Annotated in this window: 20 protein-coding genes; 9 read left to right on the top strand and 11 right to left on the bottom strand. The window is 43.2% G+C overall.

The features are described from left to right. Positions 1–108 precede the first annotated feature (108 nt). Positions 109–1245 carry a tRNA pseudouridine(13) synthase TruD gene (gene truD, locus QJS82_RS01655; RefSeq protein ID WP_438656638.1) on the top strand — a complete coding sequence of 379 codons (1137 nt, stop codon included), beginning with the start codon at positions 109–111 and terminating at the stop codon, positions 1243–1245. Between the two features lie 94 nt (positions 1246–1339). On the opposite strand, the gene QJS82_RS01650 is transcribed toward truD, so the two are convergent. Together QJS82_RS01650 and QJS82_RS01645 are read right to left on the bottom strand one after the other, a co-directional pair. After that, complete coding sequence (locus QJS82_RS01650; protein WP_281491009.1) at positions 1340–2902, bottom strand: GGDEF domain-containing protein; 1563 nt, start codon at positions 2900–2902, stop codon at positions 1340–1342. Between the two features lie 270 nt (positions 2903–3172). Continuing rightward, on the bottom strand, positions 3173–4054 hold the full coding sequence (locus tag QJS82_RS01645; RefSeq protein ID WP_201619128.1) for a PHP domain-containing protein: 882 nt from the start codon (positions 4052–4054) through the stop codon (positions 3173–3175). A 224-nt stretch (positions 4055–4278) separates the two neighbouring features. Here QJS82_RS01645 and ispZ point away from each other — a divergent pair, with 224 nt between their 5' ends. The 5 genes from ispZ to QJS82_RS01620 all read left to right on the top strand — a co-directional run bounded on the left by ispZ (position 4279) and on the right by QJS82_RS01620 (position 8777). Then, entirely contained in the window at positions 4279–4830 is a 552-nt protein-coding gene (gene ispZ / locus QJS82_RS01640) for a septation protein IspZ (protein ID WP_201563255.1), read from the top strand. 146 nt (positions 4831–4976) lie between these two features. Next, entirely contained in the window at positions 4977–5318 is a 342-nt protein-coding gene (locus QJS82_RS01635; RefSeq protein ID WP_201619129.1) for a YciI family protein, read from the top strand. Then, on the top strand, positions 5315–5878 hold the full coding sequence (locus QJS82_RS01630; protein WP_281491008.1) for an SH3 domain-containing protein: 564 nt from the start codon (positions 5315–5317) through the stop codon (positions 5876–5878). The genes QJS82_RS01635 and QJS82_RS01630 overlap by 4 nt, the downstream gene beginning before the upstream one ends. Before the next feature lie 26 nt (positions 5879–5904). Continuing rightward, on the top strand, positions 5905–8028 hold the full coding sequence (gene mnmC2, locus QJS82_RS01625) for a tRNA (5-methylaminomethyl-2-thiouridine)(34)-methyltransferase MnmC2 (protein WP_281491007.1): 2124 nt from the start codon (positions 5905–5907) through the stop codon (positions 8026–8028). A gap of 131 nt (positions 8029–8159) precedes the next feature. Further along, positions 8160–8777: a hypothetical protein gene (locus tag QJS82_RS01620; protein ID WP_281491006.1), complete on the top strand. Its 618-nt coding sequence runs from the start codon at positions 8160–8162 to the stop codon at positions 8775–8777. Positions 8778–8884: 107 nt separating this feature from the next. Here QJS82_RS01620 and QJS82_RS01615 read toward each other — a convergent pair whose 3' ends face one another. The 7 genes from QJS82_RS01615 to ffh form a co-directional block, all read right to left on the bottom strand. Further along, positions 8885–9562, bottom strand: a complete 678-nt coding sequence (locus QJS82_RS01615) for a DUF4112 domain-containing protein (RefSeq protein ID WP_281491005.1) — start codon at positions 9560–9562, stop codon at positions 8885–8887. Beyond that, positions 9555–10472 carry a 4-hydroxybenzoate octaprenyltransferase gene (gene ubiA, locus QJS82_RS01610; protein WP_281491004.1) on the bottom strand — a complete coding sequence of 306 codons (918 nt, stop codon included), beginning with the start codon at positions 10470–10472 and terminating at the stop codon, positions 9555–9557. The genes QJS82_RS01615 and ubiA overlap by 8 nt, the downstream gene beginning before the upstream one ends. A 105-nt stretch (positions 10473–10577) precedes the next feature. After that, a complete protein-coding gene (locus QJS82_RS01605; protein ID WP_281491003.1) occupies positions 10578–10820 on the bottom strand; it encodes a hypothetical protein in 243 nt (80 codons plus the stop codon). A gap of 77 nt (positions 10821–10897) precedes the next feature. Continuing rightward, a complete protein-coding gene (locus QJS82_RS01600; RefSeq protein WP_281491002.1) occupies positions 10898–11800 on the bottom strand; it encodes a class I SAM-dependent methyltransferase in 903 nt (300 codons plus the stop codon). A 70-nt stretch (positions 11801–11870) separates the two neighbouring features. After that, positions 11871–12713 (bottom strand): undecaprenyl-diphosphate phosphatase, encoded by an 843-nt coding sequence (locus tag QJS82_RS01595; protein ID WP_201619134.1) that lies wholly within the window; start codon positions 12711–12713, stop codon positions 11871–11873. A 124-nt stretch (positions 12714–12837) separates the two neighbouring features. Then, positions 12838–13536: a tRNA (adenosine(37)-N6)-threonylcarbamoyltransferase complex dimerization subunit type 1 TsaB gene (tsaB, locus tag QJS82_RS01590; protein WP_281491651.1), complete on the bottom strand. Its 699-nt coding sequence runs from the start codon at positions 13534–13536 to the stop codon at positions 12838–12840. 213 nt (positions 13537–13749) lie between these two features. Then, entirely contained in the window at positions 13750–15303 is a 1554-nt protein-coding gene (ffh, locus tag QJS82_RS01585) for a signal recognition particle protein (protein ID WP_281491001.1), read from the bottom strand. A 507-nt stretch (positions 15304–15810) separates the two neighbouring features. Between ffh and QJS82_RS01580 the strand changes: the two genes are divergently transcribed. Then, positions 15811–16617: a cytochrome C assembly family protein gene (locus QJS82_RS01580; RefSeq protein ID WP_281491000.1), complete on the top strand. Its 807-nt coding sequence runs from the start codon at positions 15811–15813 to the stop codon at positions 16615–16617. A gap of 112 nt (positions 16618–16729) precedes the next feature. Here QJS82_RS01580 and purU read toward each other — a convergent pair whose 3' ends face one another. Both purU and QJS82_RS01570 read right to left on the bottom strand, forming a co-directional pair. Then, on the bottom strand, positions 16730–17662 hold the full coding sequence (purU, locus tag QJS82_RS01575; RefSeq protein ID WP_281491650.1) for a formyltetrahydrofolate deformylase: 933 nt from the start codon (positions 17660–17662) through the stop codon (positions 16730–16732). Between the two features lie 180 nt (positions 17663–17842). Then, complete coding sequence (locus tag QJS82_RS01570) at positions 17843–19549, bottom strand: hypothetical protein (protein WP_281490999.1); 1707 nt, start codon at positions 19547–19549, stop codon at positions 17843–17845. An 825-nt stretch (positions 19550–20374) separates the two neighbouring features. On the opposite strand from QJS82_RS01570, the gene rpmB reads away from it, so the two are divergent. Together rpmB and rpmG are read left to right on the top strand one after the other, a co-directional pair. Then, positions 20375–20611, top strand: a complete 237-nt coding sequence (gene rpmB, locus QJS82_RS01565) for a 50S ribosomal protein L28 (protein ID WP_149488796.1) — start codon at positions 20375–20377, stop codon at positions 20609–20611. A 155-nt stretch (positions 20612–20766) separates the two neighbouring features. Further along, the gene (gene rpmG, locus QJS82_RS01560; protein ID WP_010201403.1) at positions 20767–20922 is read left to right on the top strand and encodes a 50S ribosomal protein L33; all 156 of its coding nucleotides are present in this window, start codon (positions 20767–20769) and stop codon (positions 20920–20922) included. The last annotated feature ends 100 nt before the right edge of the window (positions 20923–21022 follow it).

Here is a 21022-nt window from a genome sequence, read left to right as displayed (position 1 = left end):
GATTTAAATAACGACTTACTTAATAACGAAACGCTTGATGATAAGACATTTGATATCGCAAGCTTCGATGTTAGCGTCGCTACTGACACGGCTAAACTACCACAGCCGATGCAGCCGCCTTTAGCACAAGCAACTTATAAAGCCCGTGCCACAGATTTTGTGGTTAATGAGATATTGCCGCTCGACTTTACGGGCGAAGGTGAGCATTTATGGCTGCATATTGAAAAGCTGGGCATGAATACCGCTTATCTGGCTAAACTGCTATCAGAATGGGCAGAGATTCCACTGCGCGATGTTGGTTACTCAGGGCTTAAAGATCGTCATGCGCTAACGACACAGTGGTTTAGCCTGCGCATACCTAAGAAGCAATTACCAGAGTCTGAATTTGCCCCAGTAGATATTAGCGCCAACGAATCGCTCACGATCCTTGCGCAGTATTGGCATAATAAAAAGCTCAATCGCGGCACCCATAGAGCCAATCAATTTATCATTACTTTACGAGATATACAGTTTGCGGACTTAGAAGCTACAGCGTCCGAGCAGGATTTATCGGCTAAAGAAAGTGACAAAAGTGCTGTCGAGCAGCATTTAGCCAATATCAGCACAACGGGCGTGCCCAATTATTTTGGCCCGCAGCGCTTTGGCCGTAATGGCAATAATGTCAGAGAAGCATTGGCGTTATTTGCCCGTCCAGCGCCAGAAAGTCGTCCGCAGCCCAAAAAGAGCAAGCGCAAACAAGCGCCGCGCGAGCAAAACAGCATGGAGCTGTCTGCTGCGCGTAGCTTGATATTTAATGAAATATTGGCAGCGCGAGTACGCGATGGTAGTTGGAATACAGGGCTTGCAGGCGAAGTGTTTAATTTAGACGGGTCAGGCTCGATATTTGCCAGCGAAGCAATTGATGAGACTTTACAAGCGCGACTTGCCAGCGGCGATATTCATCCAACTGCCGTGTTATGGGGCGTGGGTAATGATAAAGTCAGTGGCGTAGCAGCTGCTATCGAAAATGAGATTGTGCAAAACGACCCATTATTACATCAGCTAGCTACAGGCCTAGAGAAGCGTGATATCAAAGCACAACGACGAGCGCTAAGATTACCGATTGAAGGATTAAGTTGGGAATGGCAGGACATAGATAATGAGCCTATATTGGTGCTGATCTTTACCTTAACGACGGGTAGCTTTGCGACCAGTGTGCTTTCAAGTTTGGTTCACAATCTAAACACAGCATCAATAACGATCTAAAAATCAGAATGAATGGCTATCTAATTGCTTATGTAATGTATGTAAGCAATTAAATTGCAGATGATTAGCTAGTAGCGAAAGTTACTCAAAGTTATTAGCTAGTAGCATAAAGGACGGCAATCTTGTCTTTTTCTGCCGCTAGCACAGCATTGGCGCTGACCACTTGATTGCGACCACGATCTTTTGCCTCATATAAGGCTTTATCAGCGATACAGATTAAGCGCTGACAAATATCGCTCGGCAGCTGCGCCTTTAATATTTCTGTGGCAGCACGTTTTCTTCTATGAGAGATTCTTTTTTGGGCGCGGGTTTTTTGCGAGCTTTCTTTTTGCGCACTGGCTTTGTTGGTGCTGGTTTTGTCGGTACGGGCTTTATTAATATCGGCCTCTTGCCTACGAGATTTCTGCATCTCCGCCAGCGGCTGCGCACTTTCTTCTAATGCCAAGGCCCTATATTCACTCTGAATACGGGCGCGCTCCTCATGGGTCAAGGTATAAACCCCTATACTGGCAGTGATATTAAAATCCGTGCCATCATCGCTCTTGATGACATGTTGCGCAATATCTTGGCGCAGCTGCTTCGCAATGGTCATGGCACTATCATGCTGGGTATCGGGTAGCACAATCAAAAACTCTTCGCCGCCATAGCGACTGACAATGCTCTCTTCTGATAGAGATTTTAGTAGCGTCTGAGCAACCTCGGACAGTACTTGGTCGCCAACGTCGTGACCATAGTTGTCATTGATATTTTTAAACCAATCTAAATCCAATAAAATCACACTAAAATCTTTCTTATCTCCCATTGCGAGCAGCGCTTGCTGCATCTGCGTCAAACCATAACGGCGGCTTTTTAACTGGGTCAATTCATCTTGATTGGCATATTGCATGATTTCAGCTTTACTGTTATCCAATATCAATAGCAGCGTGCGAAACATATAAATGATAAAAATTGCCTTTGGCAGCGCCATATAAATATGGGTCGTACGCCAAAAAAATGCTGAAGACAAACGCAGTTGATTAAAGGTCTCCCAACTCAGTATCCCATTTTTAAAAATAGACGCAGAAATGGCATTTTCAATTGATGTCATCTCGCTATAAGCAAGATAGCTATAGCCATCTAAAGGAAAAGAGCTCATCGTCATTTGACGTAGATTGGGTATCGTCAAGCCAAAATAGGGAACCAAAGTGACCAGGAAAATCAGGACGATATGACCCAAAAAGGCTTTCCAGACATAGCGGCGACGTATAAGCATCATACCTAACATCGCGCCGCCAACGAGTGATACTCCCGCGACCAAACTACTGTGACCCATGACTAAAATGACCACGGCAATATAAAGGCTATAAAGCGTGACGATTATCGCTTGCCATTTATATAACGAATCCGTGTCTTTTCTAATCGGCGATAAGCGGCTGACCATCCAAGAAAAAAACAGAACCATCAAGGTGAGCCCAATCCATAAGGGATACAGCACATCCATATTTACGTAGGAGCCATAGATATCTTGGCGCCACCAGACAAATAAACACCATAGCCAATGCGATGACACTTCCAGCAAAATAAACAATGCCAGCAGCGATGCCCTATCAGCAGCTTGCCACTCGAAAATCACTCGCGAGAGTTTTCTGTAGCCTAGATGAGATATCGATACAGCCATAATGGGCTACCGCAGATAATGAAAGTTATTGAGCTAAAACCAAATAAGAAAGTAAAAAGGATGATTTATGTTAGATCTAAACTGACGCATTTAGTGTGGCAATTTTTCTTTTAATTATCAATCTGTTTAAGTGATTTATGCGTCAGTGTCTGACACATCATTTTGGCCTGTGTTTTTTAATAATAATTTTTAATTATATGGTCAATTTACAATGCCGAGTCACAGGATCGACTTATCATTTTAAATAATAGTTTTGGTTTATACTTTTAACTAAGCCAATGTCGCAAATGACTGCCAAATACCTTGCTGTTCAGGGTGAAGGTTCGGCACGTCACCCAAACGTCGCCACGGCATATTACTGCCATGAAAGTCGCTACCGATAGACGCGGCAAGCTGGTGTTCAGCGATGCTGCGATCGACCATTCTACGGGTACTAACCGGTTCGCTATTCGCTGGTAATTCACAAGCATCACCGCCAAGCCGTGCAAACTCTTCGATCAATTTACGTACGCGGGTGGCCGAAAGCTGGTAGCGCGTTGGGTGCGCCAATACCGCCTTGCCGCCGCAAGCATGAATCAGCTCGATACCATGCTGCATTGTTAATGCTTCAATCGCCACATAAGCTGGCTTATTGTCCGCCAAGTATTTATCAAAGGCTTTTTGTACGGTTTTTACGGCGCCGCGCTCAAACAACACTTGCCCAATATGCGCACGCCCTACCGCTTGTGGATTGCCGCCCGCTTTATCGAGTACCGCTTGCCATAACTCGTCGTAATTAATATCTAATAGCTCGCTAAGTTTTTCAGTAATACGTTGACCGCGCGTGGCACGGCTGTCTTGCAATTGTTGCAAGGTGGCGTGCATTTTTTCACGATCGGTAAAATCAAGTCCAAGGACATGGATGATTTTATTGGTGGATTTATTTTTGCCGTAGCCGCCGCTTAGCGTGTGCTCGCAGCTAATCTCAACCCCATTGATTAACTGTATATCGCAGGCCTCAGCCGCCGCGCGTGCCTCATCGATACCCATTAAGGTATCATGATCAGTCAGCGCCAGTACATTAATACCAGCGTTATGAGCCCGCTGTACCACCTCGGTCGGCGCATAGGTACCATCAGAGCAAGTACTGTGGCAATGTAAGTCGATTTTCATAAAGCTGGCCTTAAGGTTTTGAATGTATTGTTCATTTAAATATACTAGAGATACTAACTATATTATCAGTAAAACGAGCTAAAAACGGCGAAGGCATGGCATAGCAACAGCATATCAATAACATATCGAGGGCATATCGGACGATTATCAGGTTGATTGCTTTTTTTTGCGGCAGTAGACGTGTAAACTACCCCATACGTTTTTTGTTGGACATCCTATTTGCTATGAAAGCCTTATTAGACTTCATTCCGTTGATCGCTTTTTTTATTGCCGCGCGTTACAGTGGTATTTTAGCGGCGGCAGGCGCATTGCTCGTTGCCACTATTATTATTTATGCCATCCATTTTGTGCGTCAAAAAGGCAAATTTGATAAACAGCAGTGGGTCGTTTTATTATTAACCATCGTTTTTTGCGGTGGTACGCTGCTATTGCGTGACGACATCTATTTGCGTTGGAAATCACCTATTATCAATGGTATCTTTGCCTTAACGCTATTGGTCAGTGCGGCGATTAATAAACCACTGATGCAACTGGCCATGAAAGAGGTGTTTTCACTCACGCTGAGTGGCTGGAAGAAACTGACCGTCGCTTGGGCATTGTTTTTTGCCTTTATGGGCGTTCTGCATTATATCACGGCATTCACTATGTCTGATGAGGCTTGGATTAACTTCAAAACCTACGGCTGGATTCCGATTATGTTGGTATTCGTGGTTGCCCAATTTGCGTTGTTGAAAAATCATCTCAATCCAGCGTTAACCGACAAAACCACTAAATAAAAGCTGATTTAATTATAAGACCTAGTTTAATCGTAAAAGCTGGTTTAATCATAATATATGATTTAAAAGTATAATGAGACATATCATCATTATTTTTTATTCTGGTTATTAGCGCTTTATTCATACTATTTACTTGAGGAAGTCCCATGTCCTTATTTGCCATTATCGGTCACGATGTTGCTGGTAGCAGCGCACAACGTCAGGTGACGCGCGCCGAACACGTTGCCCGCCTGCAAGTATTACAAAGCGAGCAGCGACTCATTATCGCGGGTCCAACGCCTATCGAACACGGTAAAAGCGAGATGTCAGGCAGCCTGATTATTGCTGACTTTGACTCCCTCGATGCCGCGCAAGCATGGGCAAGCGCTGAGCCTTATTTGCGTGATGGCGTCTATAGCCATGTAGATATCAAGCCGTTTGTTCAGACCCTGCCTGCACCTACTGACAGCGCAGTAGATAAACCAGCCAATAAGGTAACAGCATCGTGATTGAGCGGGCATTATCATTAAATAATTCTGTTTCTAATCACGTTACTCATCATGTCGCTCATCATGATATTGCGCGCGTTTTTGGCCGTGTTGCTAACGTTAGTGTTGCTAGCCTATTGTTGCTTGCTAGTTTATCAGTACAAGCAGCGCCAACTGTGACCAATGCTGATCCTGCGGCAGGAACGGCTACGCTAGCGCCTAACGCTGTATTAGCGCCCAATACTGTTAGTCAACTAGTGCTACCAAATACTGCCTCAAATACGGTGTCTACTATAGCACCGAACCCAACTGCGAGTGCTCAGCCTACAACCAATATTAACGATACCTTAGCCGCGCAGCTACAACCGTCTAATAAAGCGCTCTCTGAAGCCAATCAAGAATTGCTTAGCCGTAATGCCCAGCTTCAGCGTCAAGTCAACGACTTACAAACGCAAGTGAACGTTTTGGTTTATGAAAGCAAAGGTCAATTGTTTTTATATGGCGCATTTACGGTGTTGATTAGCTTGTTGGTTGGGATTTTTATTTCGTGGTTGGTGTTTGTTCGCCGTGAACGCTGGTAGTAAATCCTTTATAAATGTGATGCTTTATGTCCAAATTTGTGTCTAAACCTCAGTCTAAATCAGCTATATCTAAGCCTACCTCTTCCGCCGCGCATAAATCTTATAAAGCCACCAAACTCCCTAAAAACCCCGCACCGCTGAACGTAATTACCCCTGCTAAGATTGGATGGCAAACCGATGATGCTGGCAATCAAGTGCCAGTATCAGGGGAGTTTGGCGATGTCTATTTCTCGCACGCTGATGGCTTGGCAGAATCACGCCATGTATTTTTAGCCCATAATCAATTACCCGAGCGCCTAGCAAACCTTACCGACAAGCAATGCTTTACTGTTGCTGAATTGGGCTTTGGTACGGGCTTGAATTTTTTGGCGACATGGCAGCTTTGGCGTGAGCTTCGTGCTAAAAAGCCGCATTTAACAAGCGCGCGCTTACACTTTATCACCACTGAAAAATATCCCATTCCGCTTAACGACTTAACGCAGATACTCGCTTTATGGGCACAGCGCGCCCCCGAACTTGCTAAATTGATTGAGCAACTTTTAGCCAACTACCCACCGCTGATTGCAGGCTGTCATCGACTAAATTTTATTGACGATAATATCACGCTTGATATTTGGTTAGGCGATGCGGGCGATAGTTTGGCAAGCTTAGATACTGAGACCGCTATCAAGCGCCCTTACGTTGATGCTTGGTTTCTAGATGGTTTCGCACCTTCTTGTAATGAGACCTTGTGGGCAGAGTCGATATTTACCCAGATGCAGCGCTTATCTCGTACTGGCACGACTGCCGCTACTTATAGCTGTGCTGGTATCGTCAAACGTGGGTTGCAAGCGCATGGCTTTAGCATTAAAAAGGTAAAAGGTTTTGGGCGCAAGCGTGAAATGCTGACGGCAGTTATGGGTGACAACACTGATTCTTTAGTACTAAACGACGATAATAATCTCTCCGTTTTGCCAAACCCTCTCAGCCATACAGTGGTGATTGGCGCAGGCGTTGCGGGACTACTCACCGCTTGGACACTGGCTAATCGCGGTATGACAGTGACCATCATAGATAAAGTCGCGCCGCTTGCTGGCGCCTCTGGCAATCCACGCGCCCTCCTCGCGCCGAACATGACACCCATTCATCATGTTTATGAGCACCTGCACTCTATTGGTTATCTCTATAGCGGCAGGCTATATCGTTATTTTAATCAGCAAGCAGAGCTGCAGCAAACGCCGCTCATACTTGAACAAACAGGTACGTTAGATTTGCTGATAAAAACCAATATTGGCACGGCGCAAATTGCCGATTATCCCAATGAGATGGCAACTACGATTACGACTGCAGAAGCACTGCGGTTAAGCGGCTTAAAAGCTAAAGACTTAGCGGACAATTTATATTTACCACAATCTGGTTTGGTCAATCCACAAGCGCTAAAAACCGTCATCCTTAAACACCCAAATATCGGTTATCAGCAGCTTAGCGTTACCGATATCAAAGAGACTGCAGATAAAGTTACGGTGACTGGTGATAAAGAAAGTGGCAGTGATAATAATCAAAGCTCTATTACTATCTGCGCTGACAATGTCGTTATTTGCGCCGCCTATGAAAGCCATCAACTAGATAAACGTATCGTTGAATGCCGTACCATTCGCGGGCAGTTATCTTGGTTTACGCCCACTGCTGAGCAGGTCGCTGGTCTGCCTAAATTACCGCTCAAATATAGTGGTTATTGCGCGCCCTTTATCGGGCAAATCGGTGATGCCGAAGTGAATAATATTAGCGACAATCAGCCGCAGTTTTTACTGGGTGCCAGCTTTGTAGATGCTGACGCCAGCATTGATATCCGTGGTGAAGAAAATCAGCAGAATTATGACAAATTGCTTGAGGATATTCCTGAATTAAGCAATGTCTTGCCAAACGATACTGGCGCATGGCAAGCGCGTGCCGGTGTGCGCACGCAAACGATTGACTATCATCCCTTGGTCGGACGACTTGCGCAAAGCCGCCGCATTTGGACGCTCTCCGCGATGGGAGCAAAAGGTTATGCACTAGCACCGATATGCGCCGAAGCATTAGCAGATATGATGTTAGGCTGCTTTGCGCCTTTATCTGCCGTTACCTTAGCGCGATTATCACCCAATCGGGCGCGATTGCATAAAGCGTAAAAGGTAATAATTTAACTTTACGCTAGGGCATGTATTTATAACAGTATAGAAGCCGACTTGAAGAATAATGCTAGACTAACCTTGAAATTTAAAATACTTAAATAACCATTATAAATGGATAGCTGTCTATTATGAAAACCGATATTTTTACCTTGGTAACATCAAAACCATCCTTTAAAGCAATTTCTATTGCGTTCTTAAGCCTATCACTACTCAGTGCTTGCCAAAAGACGCCCGAACCTGAAACCGCCGAAGAGACTGCTGTTGACACAACCACCCAAACGACGCCAGTAAGCTCTAATATTAATGCACCGAAAGTTGCTGATGAAGATACTGCTAAGTCTGCTGTTAATGCAGAAGCAGATACAAGCTTAACTGAATTAGAAAATGAGCTTAACTCAGCGGACACCTCAGCAAATAATGCCGCGATAGCGCCCAATCCAGAACAAGCCATCAAAGGCGCGCAAATCACTGATGTTAATTATCGCAGCGCCAGCGGTGAGACGTTGTTTGTCATCTTTGAAACCTCAGAAAAAGGCGTGCTTAACGCTATCGTTACCCTGCCGGGCAAACCAAAAATGACCTTGAGTGCACCAGAGGGCCAAGGCAATAACCCTACTTATCGCTCAAACGATGGCAGTATTCAGCTGGTCAGTCATGGCGGTGGTAGCAGCATTGATCTTATTCAAAACAATAAAACAACAAGCTTTGAGGCCATTAGTGTAGAAGCAGAAGTCATCACCGAATAATGTTATCAATAAAAACTTGGCTTAGAATCTGTTAAAGACAATAAAACCCGCAATAAAAAGGCTGCAAATATTTATAATATTTGCCGCCTTTTTGCTCTACTTTACCTTTAGACAAAACCAGTGGTCTTGCTAAACAGACTGACCAACCAGCTCATCATCGCCCATAAGCCCCAGCCGATAACCACAATAACGATTAATCCCAATAGGTCAGGAATGTGCAGATATAACCAAGCAACGACAGGGTTGCGCCAAAAGAACGCAAAGCGGCTTTGCTGCTGCTTATCTTCCAATGATTGATGCAAAAATGGTCGATCCATATGCATGGTTTCGGTGATGCCGTACTCATCATGTAGATGCTCGTGCACGATGCTCAATGTTTTGCGACTAGGGCGAATAAAAATATCGAGCACTGTACCTATACCCGGTACGATGCCAACCACCATATCAATCAGCGCCAATCTAACAGCAGGGGTCATTTTATGCGCAGGGACGCCCAACTGCCGACCTAATATAAAGGCATAGCTGGTCAACGCCAATCCTGCCAAATCACCCGCCAGCGGAATGGTCGAAAGCGCCGCATCAGCACCCATGCCTTGCTTGGTAAAGGGCACACGTACGAGCGAATCCATGGTATTGGCAAACTTAGCCAGTTTACGCTCGGTCGCGATAACCTGCTCACGCGTTAACCCATGCTCAGCAAGCTTTGCCTGATAATCAATGACAGGCGCATTAATAGCAACACCCTTTTTCGCTTTTGACTTTGAGAGCTTCTTAAAGTTATCCATTAAAAGTCGTCCATAGGCAAGCGATTGCGATAAGAGCAAAGACGTAACGTCCTACCCATATATTGGCCAAAAACGCCTGAAAACATGCCAAAGCTTGACGACTGGCACAAGCGCTGTTTTGCTTGGCAAACATCATCGCCACTAACGCCAAACCAAATACTGGTATCACACCTACACTGGTTGGCGCAAAGTAATGCCACATAACCGCACCCATAATAAGTAAAAATACAGTTTGTAGCAGCGAGATGATAATCACATCGTAGCGACCAAATAATATCGCTGTTGATTTGACGCCAATTTTTAAATCATCCTCACGGTCAGCCATGGCGTACTGGGTATCATAAGCCACTGTCCAGCACATATAAGCGATAAACAATAGCCAACACCAGATATCAGGCGCGCCTTGTATCGCGACATAGGCCATCGGTATCGCCCAACCAAACGCTGCTGCCAAAAACACTTGCGGCAAATGGGTATAGCGCTTCATAAATGGATAAACAAACGCCAATACAACGGCGCCGAGCGACCAGTAGAAAACAGCAATAGGTAAAAAGAACAGCAAACTGGCACTAAGTAATACCAATACTAAAAAAGCAGCAATGGCTTCTTTAGCAGATAAGCGCCCATCGGCTAATGGACGGCCTTTAGTGCGGCTGACATGACCATCGACCTTACGGTCAGCAAAGTCATTGATTGCACAGCCTGCCGCCCGCATAAAAATCGCGCCCAGCGCAAAAAGTACAAATACCTTTAGACTCGGCAAACCTGCCGTTGCCCCTTGCTGCTGCGCCTGACCCATCGCCGCCAGCATTACACCCCAAAGCGTTGGCCAGAGTAATAGTTCTATACCTACGGGTTTATCAAAGCGCGTTAATTGCAGGTAGGCTTGTAGTTTGTCGTTAAATGTCATGGTTTTTTATTATCATTAATAGAAGGTTTTTTGTGCGTGTTTGCCTACTTTTTCGGCAGCTCTTAGATGCAGTGCTATTAGATTGCTTATTATTACATTGGCGAGCTATTGTATTTGTTGCCACAATTTGTTGGCCTCGATGAGCGACAGCTCAGGATATTGTTTGCGTAAAGCTTTAATCGCAGGGACTTTATCTTTTTGTGCGGCTTGCTGACGTAAAAACGCTAAATAATCTTCAGGACGGCTCAATTCTTTGAGACGCGCTTCCAGTCTTAATATCCGCGTACGTAAGATAATATTGATTAATAATAAACCTGCACCCATCATCCATATGATTAGCGTTGACATTCCCTGCTCCTAAATTCACTAATTCTAAACACTCAAACTGATTCACTGAGTCCATTCATTATCATAAATAATAGCCATCAAACAAAATAACCATCAAAACGTACCGCTTCATTATGCCAGCTTTCACTTGGTTGTTGATTTGCAAGTAACGGCGCAAGCTGCGGACGTTTGACGACTACGCGGCCTTGTCTTTGAGCATGTTGACTGACGACTGCTTGCGCACTTTGTAGCAATTGCGACTCTTCTTCTGAAGTTGGCGGGCGAGCCAATTGGTGCAAGGCTTGCATATGCTTACCAACTTTTGCGCCTTTACCCGTTTTGCTATCTTGATAGCTGTCTTCTGGAAACATAGGATCCAGATATATTACATCAACTACTTTCGCATCATTTTCTTTAATATCATCTATCGCATTAGCTTGTAGCATTGCAAAATAACTAAGCGCATCGATATTAATGATCTGCAAACGGCTCATCAGCTTTTGCCAGTTTGGCAGCGCGCTCATACGCTGCTGTTCAGCTAACAACAATAACGCCATCAAGGGCTGCTGCTCGAGCATGGTAACTTGAGTACCAGTACTGGCCAATATCAAACTGTCATGCCCAAAGCCTGCCGTCGCATCAATGACTGTACTATCCGATGTAATTTTAGCAGCTTGTAATAATAACTCAGACTTACGCCCTGCACTCACCACCCGCCGTTGTAGCTTATCCCATTCAGGTGCGACACTGAGACCATCACTCAGCCATGAAAGTTTGTTTTTCTCATCTAAAAAAAGAATAGGTTGAGTAGAGGTTTCGCTTAATTGCTGGCGACGTTTTTGATTGAGCTTTTCGGGAAACAGCTCAATATCTAAAATGATGGGTAACGCATGCTCAGCTATAAGCATCTTCAAGTTCTCGACTTGACCTGCCTGCGCCTCGCTAACATAAAATAGCTGGCAGTTAATATGAGCGGTCGGTATTTGCTTCGCAGTGGTCATATTAACTGCCATTCCTTTCTAGTAGTTAAAAGTACGGGTATTAGCATCAAAAACTATTCCACTATAAATCTTAGCCTGCCATCTGGTAGCCAAAGCCCCAAGCGGCGACCAATACGATGACGCCCGTCACAATGCGTAGCCATGCAAATATTTTAAAGTCGCGACGGCTAACCCAAGCAACCAATAGACGAATACAAAGTAAGGCCACGATAAACGACACCACGGTGCCAATACCTAACACTAACCAATCTTCACTACTGGTCAATACATCACCATGTTTCAGCAAATCTAATAATGCCGCACCGACAATGACTGGAATACCTAAAAAGAAGGAAAACTCCGCTGAAGCCTTACGCGATACGCCAAGCCACAGTGCGCCAATAATAGTGGCACCTGAGCGTGATGTTCCTGGTATTAAGGCCAGACACTGCATCAAACCAATCATCAATGCCGTTTTTAGGCTGACGTCTTCTGCTTCTTGCGCGATAATCGTTTTAGGGCGATTTTCTACATAAAATATCAACAAGCCGCCAACAATTAGCATAATTGCCACGACGATAGGGTTAAACAAATACGTCTTAATCTCATCAGCAAAGGTAAAACCAACAATCATCACCGGAATGGTCGCGACAATTAAGCTTAAACCCAACTGTCTTGGATTACTCATGCCGTCCGCTTTACCGGTCAGCAGCCCCAAGAGCGCTTGCCATAGTCTGCCCCAGTAATCATAAATGACTGCTAAGATAGCGCCAAGCTGGACTACCACCACAAACAAATCAACCTTTTCTTTGGTCCAAAAGCCCATCAAATCCGCGGATAAAATCAAATACCCCGTACTAGAGATGGGTAAAAATTCAGTGATACCTTCAACGATACCCATGATGACCGCTTGGATTAATAACAGTATATCCACAGTTGCTTCCCTAAAAAGACAGCGCTATCGGCTGTCCTATATGATCGTTGCATTTATAATCGTTTGTATTTTTGTGATGCTAGGTATTTAGTGATTAACGATATTTTATGGTATAAAGCAAAAACTACGCCTTACCTTGCTCTTTCAGTGTTTTCCATGCTTGGTTGCGCAGGTATCTTGGTAACGCATTGGCGGCATCGGTACCACCAACATTCATGAATTGGGTAATGCCCAATTGCCCAATTACCACCGCGTCTGGCCAGACATCTTCATGGCATACTTGTCCATCATATGCTTTTAATAGCAGCGCGCCATTGCCGACGATAGGAATATCTAGCTCTGTTTGGCTATCATAATCCAGCAGCTGCTCGGTGCTATCGCTATCATGAGCCAACACTGGCTGCATGATAGAATTGTCTGCTACATCGCCTAAAATTGAGTATTGGCCAAAATATACCTGCTGCATACGCGCATCAAGCGCGCTATAAACTTGGGCTAAACCATACTTTTTATACGCACATTGGGCAATGGCTTGTAGGCTTGAGACACCCACACAAGGAATGTCATGTGCGACAGATAGCGCTTGCACCACTGCCGTATTGATTCGTATACCACTAAATGCACCGGGGCCGCGGTTGAATATCAATGCTTTTATATCAGCAAGACGCAGATTAGCCTCGGACAATGCCGCATCAATCATCGGCAAGATTTGCTGGGTCTGCTGGCGTTTACCCGTTTCAGTATGGCTCGACAGCACTTGCCCATTGGCATCTAAAATTGCGATCGAACACTGATCAAATACGGTATCCATTGCTAAAAACATCATCACCTCGGCTTATTCGCTTGGCATCATGAAACAGCGCCTATCATAGCATTTAGGATAGGCGAATTTTATTAATTTCTACCTTTTTTCTACTTTATTAATGAGAAGTTGTCTAAATAAGAGAGACCTAAAAAAACCTCAAAACCTATATAGATTTGAGGTTTTTGTTAAAAGCACTTGCTAATAGTGACTGCTAATACAGTCAGCCATTATTTAAAAGCGTGTTTTAAATTTTTTTGGGCCTTGATTTTGCAGCTCTTGCATCTGTTTTTGCATCTCTTCAGTGCTTGGCATGTTATTTGGATCAAGTCCCATCTGCTTTGCCATTTGCTGTGGGCTCACGTCTTTAACACCACCTTGCTGACCGCCACCGCCGAATAATGGACCACCGCCGCCTGCTCCAGCGCCACCGCCACCGCCCATCAATCCTTGCATCGATTTCATCATTTTACTGATGCCTTCTGGCTTAGAAATCATCTTCATCATTTTTGCCATTTGCTTATGCTGCTTGAGCAAGCGATTGACGTCTTGAATCTCACGACCAGAACCTGCTGCAATACGGCGCTTACGGCTTGGGTTAATTTTATCTGGGTTTTTACGTTCAAATGGGGTCATTGAATTAATCAAGGCTTCCATCTCACGTACTTTTTCTTCGGGCTTGGCTTCTTCGACGGCTTTTTGCATATCAGAGCCGCCCATACCTGGCATTTTATCTAAAAAGCCTGCCATGCCGCCCATGCTTTTCATTTGCTGAAACTGAGTCAATAGATCCTCAAGGTCGAACTCGCCGCCCTTTTGCATCTTTTTCGCCATTTTTTCGGCTTTATCACGGTCGATCTTTTGCTCGACTTCTTCAACTAAACTTAAGACGTCACCCATACCAAGGATACGCTGAGCGATACGTTCAGGATGGAACAGCTCTAGCGCGTCTAGTTTTTCACCGCGACCTAAAAACTTAATAGGTTTACCGGTAATCGCACGTACAGACAATGCCGCGCCGCCGCGAGCATCACCGTCAGTCTTGGTTAAAATAACGCCCGTTAATGGCAGCGCATCGTTAAAGGCTTTGGCGGTATTGGCCGCATCTTGACCGGTCATCGCATCAACGACAAATAGCGTCTCAGATGGATTGACCGCCGCAGTTAACGCTTTGATTTCCTCCATCATGGCTTCGTCGATAGCCAGACGACCGGCGGTATCAATAATCAAAATATCTTGATACTGAATTTTAGCTTCTTCGATAGCACGTAGCGCGATATCAATTGGGTTTTCGTCGCTAGTTGAATTGACGAACTTGGCATTTACCTGCCCTGCCACTTGCTCAAGCTGGGCAATCGCCGCTGGGCGGTAAACGTCAGCAGAAACTAGCATCACCTTTTTCTTATGACGCTCTTGTAAGAATTTCGCCAATTTACCAGCCGTGGTGGTTTTACCCGCACCTTGCAAACCCGCTAATAAATAAACAACCGGCGGTTTACCAGTCATCTCAAGCTGCTGATTGGCGCTGCCCATCATTTCGGTCAGCTCATCGTGGACGATTTTAACGAATGCTTGTCCTGGCGCCAATTCTTTCAGCACTTCCGCACCAAGCGCTTGCTCTTTTACCCGCTTCACAAAATCACGGGTGACCGGTAGCGCGACGTCGGCTTCTAACAGCGCCATACGCACTTCGCGCAAGGTGTCTTTAATATTATCTTCGGTCAACTGCCCAGTGCCGACGATATTACGCAGGCTCGACGATAAGCGTTCTGTTAAGGTATCAAACATAAATGACTCTCAATTAAAATAATTCTTAGTGAAAACAATTCTTAGTGAAAACAATTCTTGATAAAAGCAATTCTTGGTAAAAGCAATTCTTGGTAAAAGCAATTCTTGGCAAAAGCTACTATGACAACAATACGTCGTTAAACTTGGTTCAGCGTTGCTTGCTGATAACTCTTATTCAGATGTGCTATAGCATATGAGGTGGCGTTTTTATAAAAATCATTATAAAAAGCAGCACAGTATCAATACTATAGCATTAAGGCGCTGCAAAGCTTATAGTCGTTTTGCAAATGACAGTTTTCAAATGTAGGGTTAAATAAAGCTGACTATTTAATTTTATAGCTAATAAATGCTAAATTTTAGCGCTACTGTCCTACAAGTGCTTATAATCAATCCGTAAGATGGCGCTCAATTGCTTGCCATTTTATGATAAATTGGATGATTATTCTAATCATTCTGATAATACCATTTTAGCATTCAATTGAGCGGCGATTTTGCGCTCATCATGAGATGAGGTTTTTTATCTTGCAACTTGCATTTTTACTGGCTGGCATGGTTTATATTTTGGTCAGCATCTACATTGGTTGGGCGCTGATTCAGGACAAACCTATCCACAAAGGCGTGAGCTTAGGTTTATTGGTTGTCGGTATGCTGGCACATGCAGCATTACTTTATCCGCATGTGGTCACGCTATACGGGCTAAATTTCAATCTATTTAACATCATTAGCCTGATCAGTTTATTTTTCTTATTTTTCTATGTTATTTTTAGCTTATACCGCCCTATCGTTAGTCTTGGTATTTTAGCAGCACCGACGGCATTGGTCGGGATGATTGTCGGTTATATCGGCCGCGCGCCTTATCGTCCCATCACGGATATCAGTGTCGGGCTTGAAGCGCATATCCTACTATCGCTTGCCGCCTATTGTGTGCTGCTGATGGCGGCGCTGCAAGCGCTATTTTTACGCTTGCAAATACGCGAGCTGAAACACCAATCGATTCATCGCTTTTGGGTGAATAAACTGCCGTCTTTGCAGAGCATGGAAAGTCTATTGTTCGACATGCTATTGGTCGGCTTTGTCTTGCTCAGTATCGCGCTAGGAATTGGCTTTGTTTATGTAGAAGACTTGTTGGCACAGCACCTTGCCCATAAAACGGTATTTAGCGTCCTATCGTGGCTGCTATTTGGCGCATTATTATTGGGTAACTGGCGTGCAGGATGGCGTGGCAAACGCGCTGCTAATATGACCATTTATGCGTTTATTCTATTAGCAATTGGCTTTGTCGGTAGCAAGTTTGTGTTAGAGATGCTGTTATAAATTCAATTTTGCAGCAGCATTCTAATGAAAAAAAGGCCGCCAGTATTAAATACTAATACTGGCGGCCTTTTTTTGCGCTCTTATTTCGGTTTAAAACCGTTTTAACATAAAGCTAATTAAAAACCACGGTCTTATTACCCGCCACAATCACGCGGTTTTGCACATGCCAATTCACCGCGCGCGCTAAGACATTGCGCTCGATATCACGGCCAATCGCACGTAACTCTGTCACCCCTTGACGGTGAGTGACACGATGCACGTCTTGCTCAATGATAGGCCCTTGATCAAGCTCGGCTGTAACATAGTGCGCGGTCGCTCCGATAAGCTTGACGCCTTTCTCATAAGCCTGACGATAAGGATCCGCACCGACAAAGGCGGGCAGAAACGAGTGATGAATATTGATAACTTGCATCGGCCAACGTTTAACAAAATCAGATGATAAAATCTGCATATAACGCGCTAATACCAACAAATCATTGCCTGCCATCAAGGTATGAATCCGCTCTTCAGCCTCGGCTTTGTTATCCTTAGTGACTGGCACATAATGAAAGGTTATGCCAAAGTTTTCTACCGCTTGGCGCAAATCTTCATGGTTACTAACGACAGACGTAATCTCGCAATCGAGCAAGCCGCGCTGATGCCGCCACAGTAAATCTAACAAGGCATGGTCGAACTTTGATACTAAAATGCCAACCTTGGTTTTAATCGCATTGTTATGCAAGCGCCACGCCATATTATGGCGCTTAGCCACCGTATGACCGAAGCTGGCTTCAAAGTTATCCATAATTTCGCTCAAGCCTGCTAAAGCAAACTCCAAACGCATAAAATATTGCCCGCCCTCATGCGCAGTTGAATACTGATCGAGAGTGATAATATTGCCGCCATAACGATGAATAAACTCAGATACGGCTTGTACGATGCCCGCTTGATCGCGGCATTTAATCAATAGCGTCGCAGTATCAATAGCAGCCGCAACCGGTGAGTTTTGAGAATTTTTGCTCGACTTTATGCTTGCTGTAGCAGTCGTGGTATTGTCTGACATAATGCGCCCAATTAAAAATGAAACGTGCTGCTTACTTTGAATATGCATAGCAGCATAGGAAACCGACTATTCTAATCGCTTTTGCAAAACTTTGCTGATTGAGTTGCTTGTATTTAATTATTGAGATTATGAATACAAAAACCCCCAACGCGAGGGTTGGGGGTTTTTGTATAATTCTTTATATTATTTAGCGCTAGAACAGTTTAGATTAGTACCGAATGGACTATTAGTATTTGGTCGTATCGGTATACTAATATCAATGTCATCAACTAAAGCTGGAAAGTCGATTACTCTTGATTGCTGCGATTCGCTTCCATCTACTCGAGTATTGACAGTGACTTTAGCTCTATACCAGTTTGCATACTGTTTTGGATATCGTATTGAAAAATCTACTCTTCCATTGTCGTCTGTAATAAAATTGAAGTTTTTTCCAGATCCTACTTCTTGGCCGTTTTCAGTAAGTACAGCTGCTACATTTATAGGATCTAATTGTTTATTATTGTTGAAATCTTCACCTAGATCTAAAATACCATTATTATTCTTATCTTCATTTTCACAAACCACTGAGTTGAAAGATTCGGTAGGAGTACCCTCAACCATATTAATTTTAAAGAATCCTTTTAGATAGCTATCTGGAGTTAAATTAATAGAAACCTGCTGATTTATAGCCGGTTTGCCAGAACTATTGAGAACGCTGGCTGATCCTCTGCGGAAATAGTAAATCTTACTCTCATCACTAGATACTTTATCTGCAAAAGCAAAACTTATATAAGTTGATTTTGTTTGAACTGTTATTGCTGATGTAGCTTGAATTGGATTAACTGACTTTTCTTGGTTGTTGGGCAATTTAACAGACTGTACTTGAGCTTTTATATCTACACCGTTTGTACTAGTCGGGTTTGAACCCGCATTGTAAATCACTGTAGCTACTCCACTATCATCAGTATAAGCAACACCTTGACCTAAACTGCCACCTGATGAATCTCTAATCGTAGTAAATTGCACGATTGCATTCTTTACGGGTGCATCATCTTTATCTAATACACGAGCAATTACTGGTGTAGAGCCACCTACACTTATAACAGCACGTTCAGTTTGTAATAACAGCTTTGTTGGGTTAATCGAAACAAAGCTTAATATAGTTTCTCTAGATTCATTGCCATATTCTGCTCTCAAAATAGCTTTACCAGGTACATTAGAATCGATATAAAAATCCACCTTACCATTCATAACATTTAAGGCACGACGTGAGCTACCCTGAGTTTCACTCGTATTACTTAAAATCTCACCTTTATTAGTTGATATATAAACAACATCTCCATTCTTAGCCTTTGGAGTATTCAAGGTTATTTTTTGCTTCGCTCCAACTATAATATCAGGAGTCTTTGAAAAACTAATACTCGCACTATCAGTAGAAACCACTGTCAATATATCTGGAATGCGTTGATTAATCTCTATCCCTTTAACTTCAATACTAAATAGAAAGTTATTATTTAATGCCTCTAAAGTAGAAGAATTCAAATCAAACAGAAAATTACCATTATTATCTAATCTTCCAATACCTGCCTGCTTATCATTACTATATAAAACAACATCTGCATTAGCTACCGGATTTCCTACACCATCTACAATTTGTCCAGATAGGCTAAAGTTTTCTCCAGCATTTACTGTGTTTTTAGAAGATAGGACGTTATTTGCACTTGTACCTGATACTATAATCGGCAGGGTTTGCTTAATAACACCTTCTAAACTATTAGCAGTAACCGTCAATAGACTTTCATGATCTAACTGAGAGTCAATTCCTTTAGTCCCTTGCAATAAATCTACTGTTATAAGACCTTTTTCATCAGTAATTTGATTAGAAGGAGCATCTAATGCCAAACCATACATAGCAGCATTAGAAACATTGATACTGACAGGTACGTTACTAACAATGCCTCCGTTTTTATCTGTTACTCTAATGTTGATAGTAGTTTTGTCTTTACCTGTTAACAGTTGTGATTTTTCAGATGATATATATACCTGATGCTTGAGTAGTAGAGTTATCAGAACCTCCGTTATTACCAGTATCAGGTTCTGGAGCGATAGAATCTACCGTATCCCCACCACCACAACCCGCCAAGGCTAATGCACAAGTCAAAAAGGTAAGTTGGAATAACTTAGAGGTAAGAGGTAGTGAGCTATATGACATTTTTGAACTTCGCGGCGAACGCAATGTGTTTGAGTAAATATACATAATCATTACATGGCTTCATATTTGATGAGTAATGATACATGAACTTACAATAATAACAGTTGTATTAACAGATTGTATTAACAGATTGTATTAACAGATTGTATTAACAGATTGTATTAAATATATAACCGCAACTTTACTGACTTTTGTCATAACTTACAACTAAAAAATGAATCTTTACTATTAAATAATCAATCACATAGCGCGCGCAATTCAGGGTATAATAGCTATCGTTTAAAGCGGCGATTATTATAAAAATATTTGAGTATTCTTAACTTTTATGGTATAAATGTCGGCTTTAAAATTTTCTGAATTGGTTTGCCTGTTATTTGCCTTTAGATGACAGTAATATCAGCTCAACCTTCATAATAGTTTTGTTTGGTGCAAAGCTGCCGCTTGCTGTGTCCATGCCGCAAAAACGTGCAACTTGCCCAGACTGGTATGAGAATCCCTCATACCTCATAGATTAGGAGTTCGCCATGTCTAGAGTTTGCCAAGTGACTGGAAAGCGCCCTATGGTGGGTAATAATGTTTCGCACGCAAACAACAAAACCCGTCGTCGCTTTCTACCAAACCTTCATAACCATCGTTTTTGGGTAGAGTCTGAAAATCGTTTTGTACGTCTACGTGTGTCTACCAAAGGTATGCGCACTATCGACAAACTTGGTATCGACAAAGTGTTAGCGGATCTACGCGCACAAGGTCAAAAAGTTTAAGTAAAAACTGGCAGTCTATCTTAGCGATGATTGTCGCTATTTGGACTGCTCTGACGCTAGCGATTGATTGGCTGATAAAGCCGACATCGTTAGCGACTTAATCATTTAGACCCGTACCCATCGTTTGAAGACCCCTCATTTACAGGAAAGCTATCATGAGAGATAAAATTAAGTTAGTATCAACCGCTGGTACTGGGTATTACTATACCACTACCAAAAACAAGCGCACTATGCCTGGCAAAATGGAAATCAAAAAGTTTGATCCAAAAGTACGCCAGCATGTGATCTTTAAAGAAGCTAAAATCAAATAATTGTTATTTTTTATAAAATGTATTTTTTAGAAATACCTTCTATAAATAAATTATTTGAACAAAAAAAGGGTTTATCAAATGATAAACCCTTTTTTATTGC

This window comes from Psychrobacter maritimus (assembly GCF_029953575.1).
Taxonomy (GTDB): Bacteria; Pseudomonadota; Gammaproteobacteria; order Pseudomonadales; family Moraxellaceae; genus Psychrobacter; species Psychrobacter maritimus.
Note: the sequence above shows the minus strand (reverse complement) of the source record. Positions and strands in the feature narration are given on the sequence as shown.

Coding starts and splice junctions, on each gene's coding strand:
- rpmG (WP_010201403.1), top strand. CDS start 20,767: ATGAGAGATAAAATTAAGTTAGTATCAACCGCTGGTACTGGGTATTAC.
- QJS82_RS01570 (WP_281490999.1), bottom strand. CDS start 19,549: ATGTATGGTTTGGCATTAGATGCTCCTTCTAATCAAATTACTGATGAA.
- ubiA (WP_281491004.1), bottom strand. CDS start 10,472: ATGACATTTAACGACAAACTACAAGCCTACCTGCAATTAACGCGCTTT.
- QJS82_RS01605 (WP_281491003.1), bottom strand. CDS start 10,820: ATGTCAACGCTAATCATATGGATGATGGGTGCAGGTTTATTATTAATC.
- mnmC2 (WP_281491007.1), top strand. CDS start 5,905: ATGTCCAAATTTGTGTCTAAACCTCAGTCTAAATCAGCTATATCTAAG.
- truD (WP_438656638.1), top strand. CDS start 109: ATGCAGCCGCCTTTAGCACAAGCAACTTATAAAGCCCGTGCCACAGAT.
- ffh (WP_281491001.1), bottom strand. CDS start 15,303: ATGTTTGATACCTTAACAGAACGCTTATCGTCGAGCCTGCGTAATATC.
- QJS82_RS01580 (WP_281491000.1), top strand. CDS start 15,811: ATGAGGTTTTTTATCTTGCAACTTGCATTTTTACTGGCTGGCATGGTT.
- ispZ (WP_201563255.1), top strand. CDS start 4,279: ATGAAAGCCTTATTAGACTTCATTCCGTTGATCGCTTTTTTTATTGCC.
- QJS82_RS01620 (WP_281491006.1), top strand. CDS start 8,160: ATGAAAACCGATATTTTTACCTTGGTAACATCAAAACCATCCTTTAAA.
- QJS82_RS01645 (WP_201619128.1), bottom strand. CDS start 4,054: ATGAAAATCGACTTACATTGCCACAGTACTTGCTCTGATGGTACCTAT.
- QJS82_RS01600 (WP_281491002.1), bottom strand. CDS start 11,800: ATGACCACTGCGAAGCAAATACCGACCGCTCATATTAACTGCCAGCTA.
- QJS82_RS01650 (WP_281491009.1), bottom strand. CDS start 2,902: ATGGCTGTATCGATATCTCATCTAGGCTACAGAAAACTCTCGCGAGTG.
- rpmB (WP_149488796.1), top strand. CDS start 20,375: ATGTCTAGAGTTTGCCAAGTGACTGGAAAGCGCCCTATGGTGGGTAAT.
- QJS82_RS01615 (WP_281491005.1), bottom strand. CDS start 9,562: ATGGATAACTTTAAGAAGCTCTCAAAGTCAAAAGCGAAAAAGGGTGTT.
- QJS82_RS01635 (WP_201619129.1), top strand. CDS start 4,977: ATGTCCTTATTTGCCATTATCGGTCACGATGTTGCTGGTAGCAGCGCA.
- tsaB (WP_281491651.1), bottom strand. CDS start 13,536: ATGTTTTTAGCAATGGATACCGTATTTGATCAGTGTTCGATCGCAATT.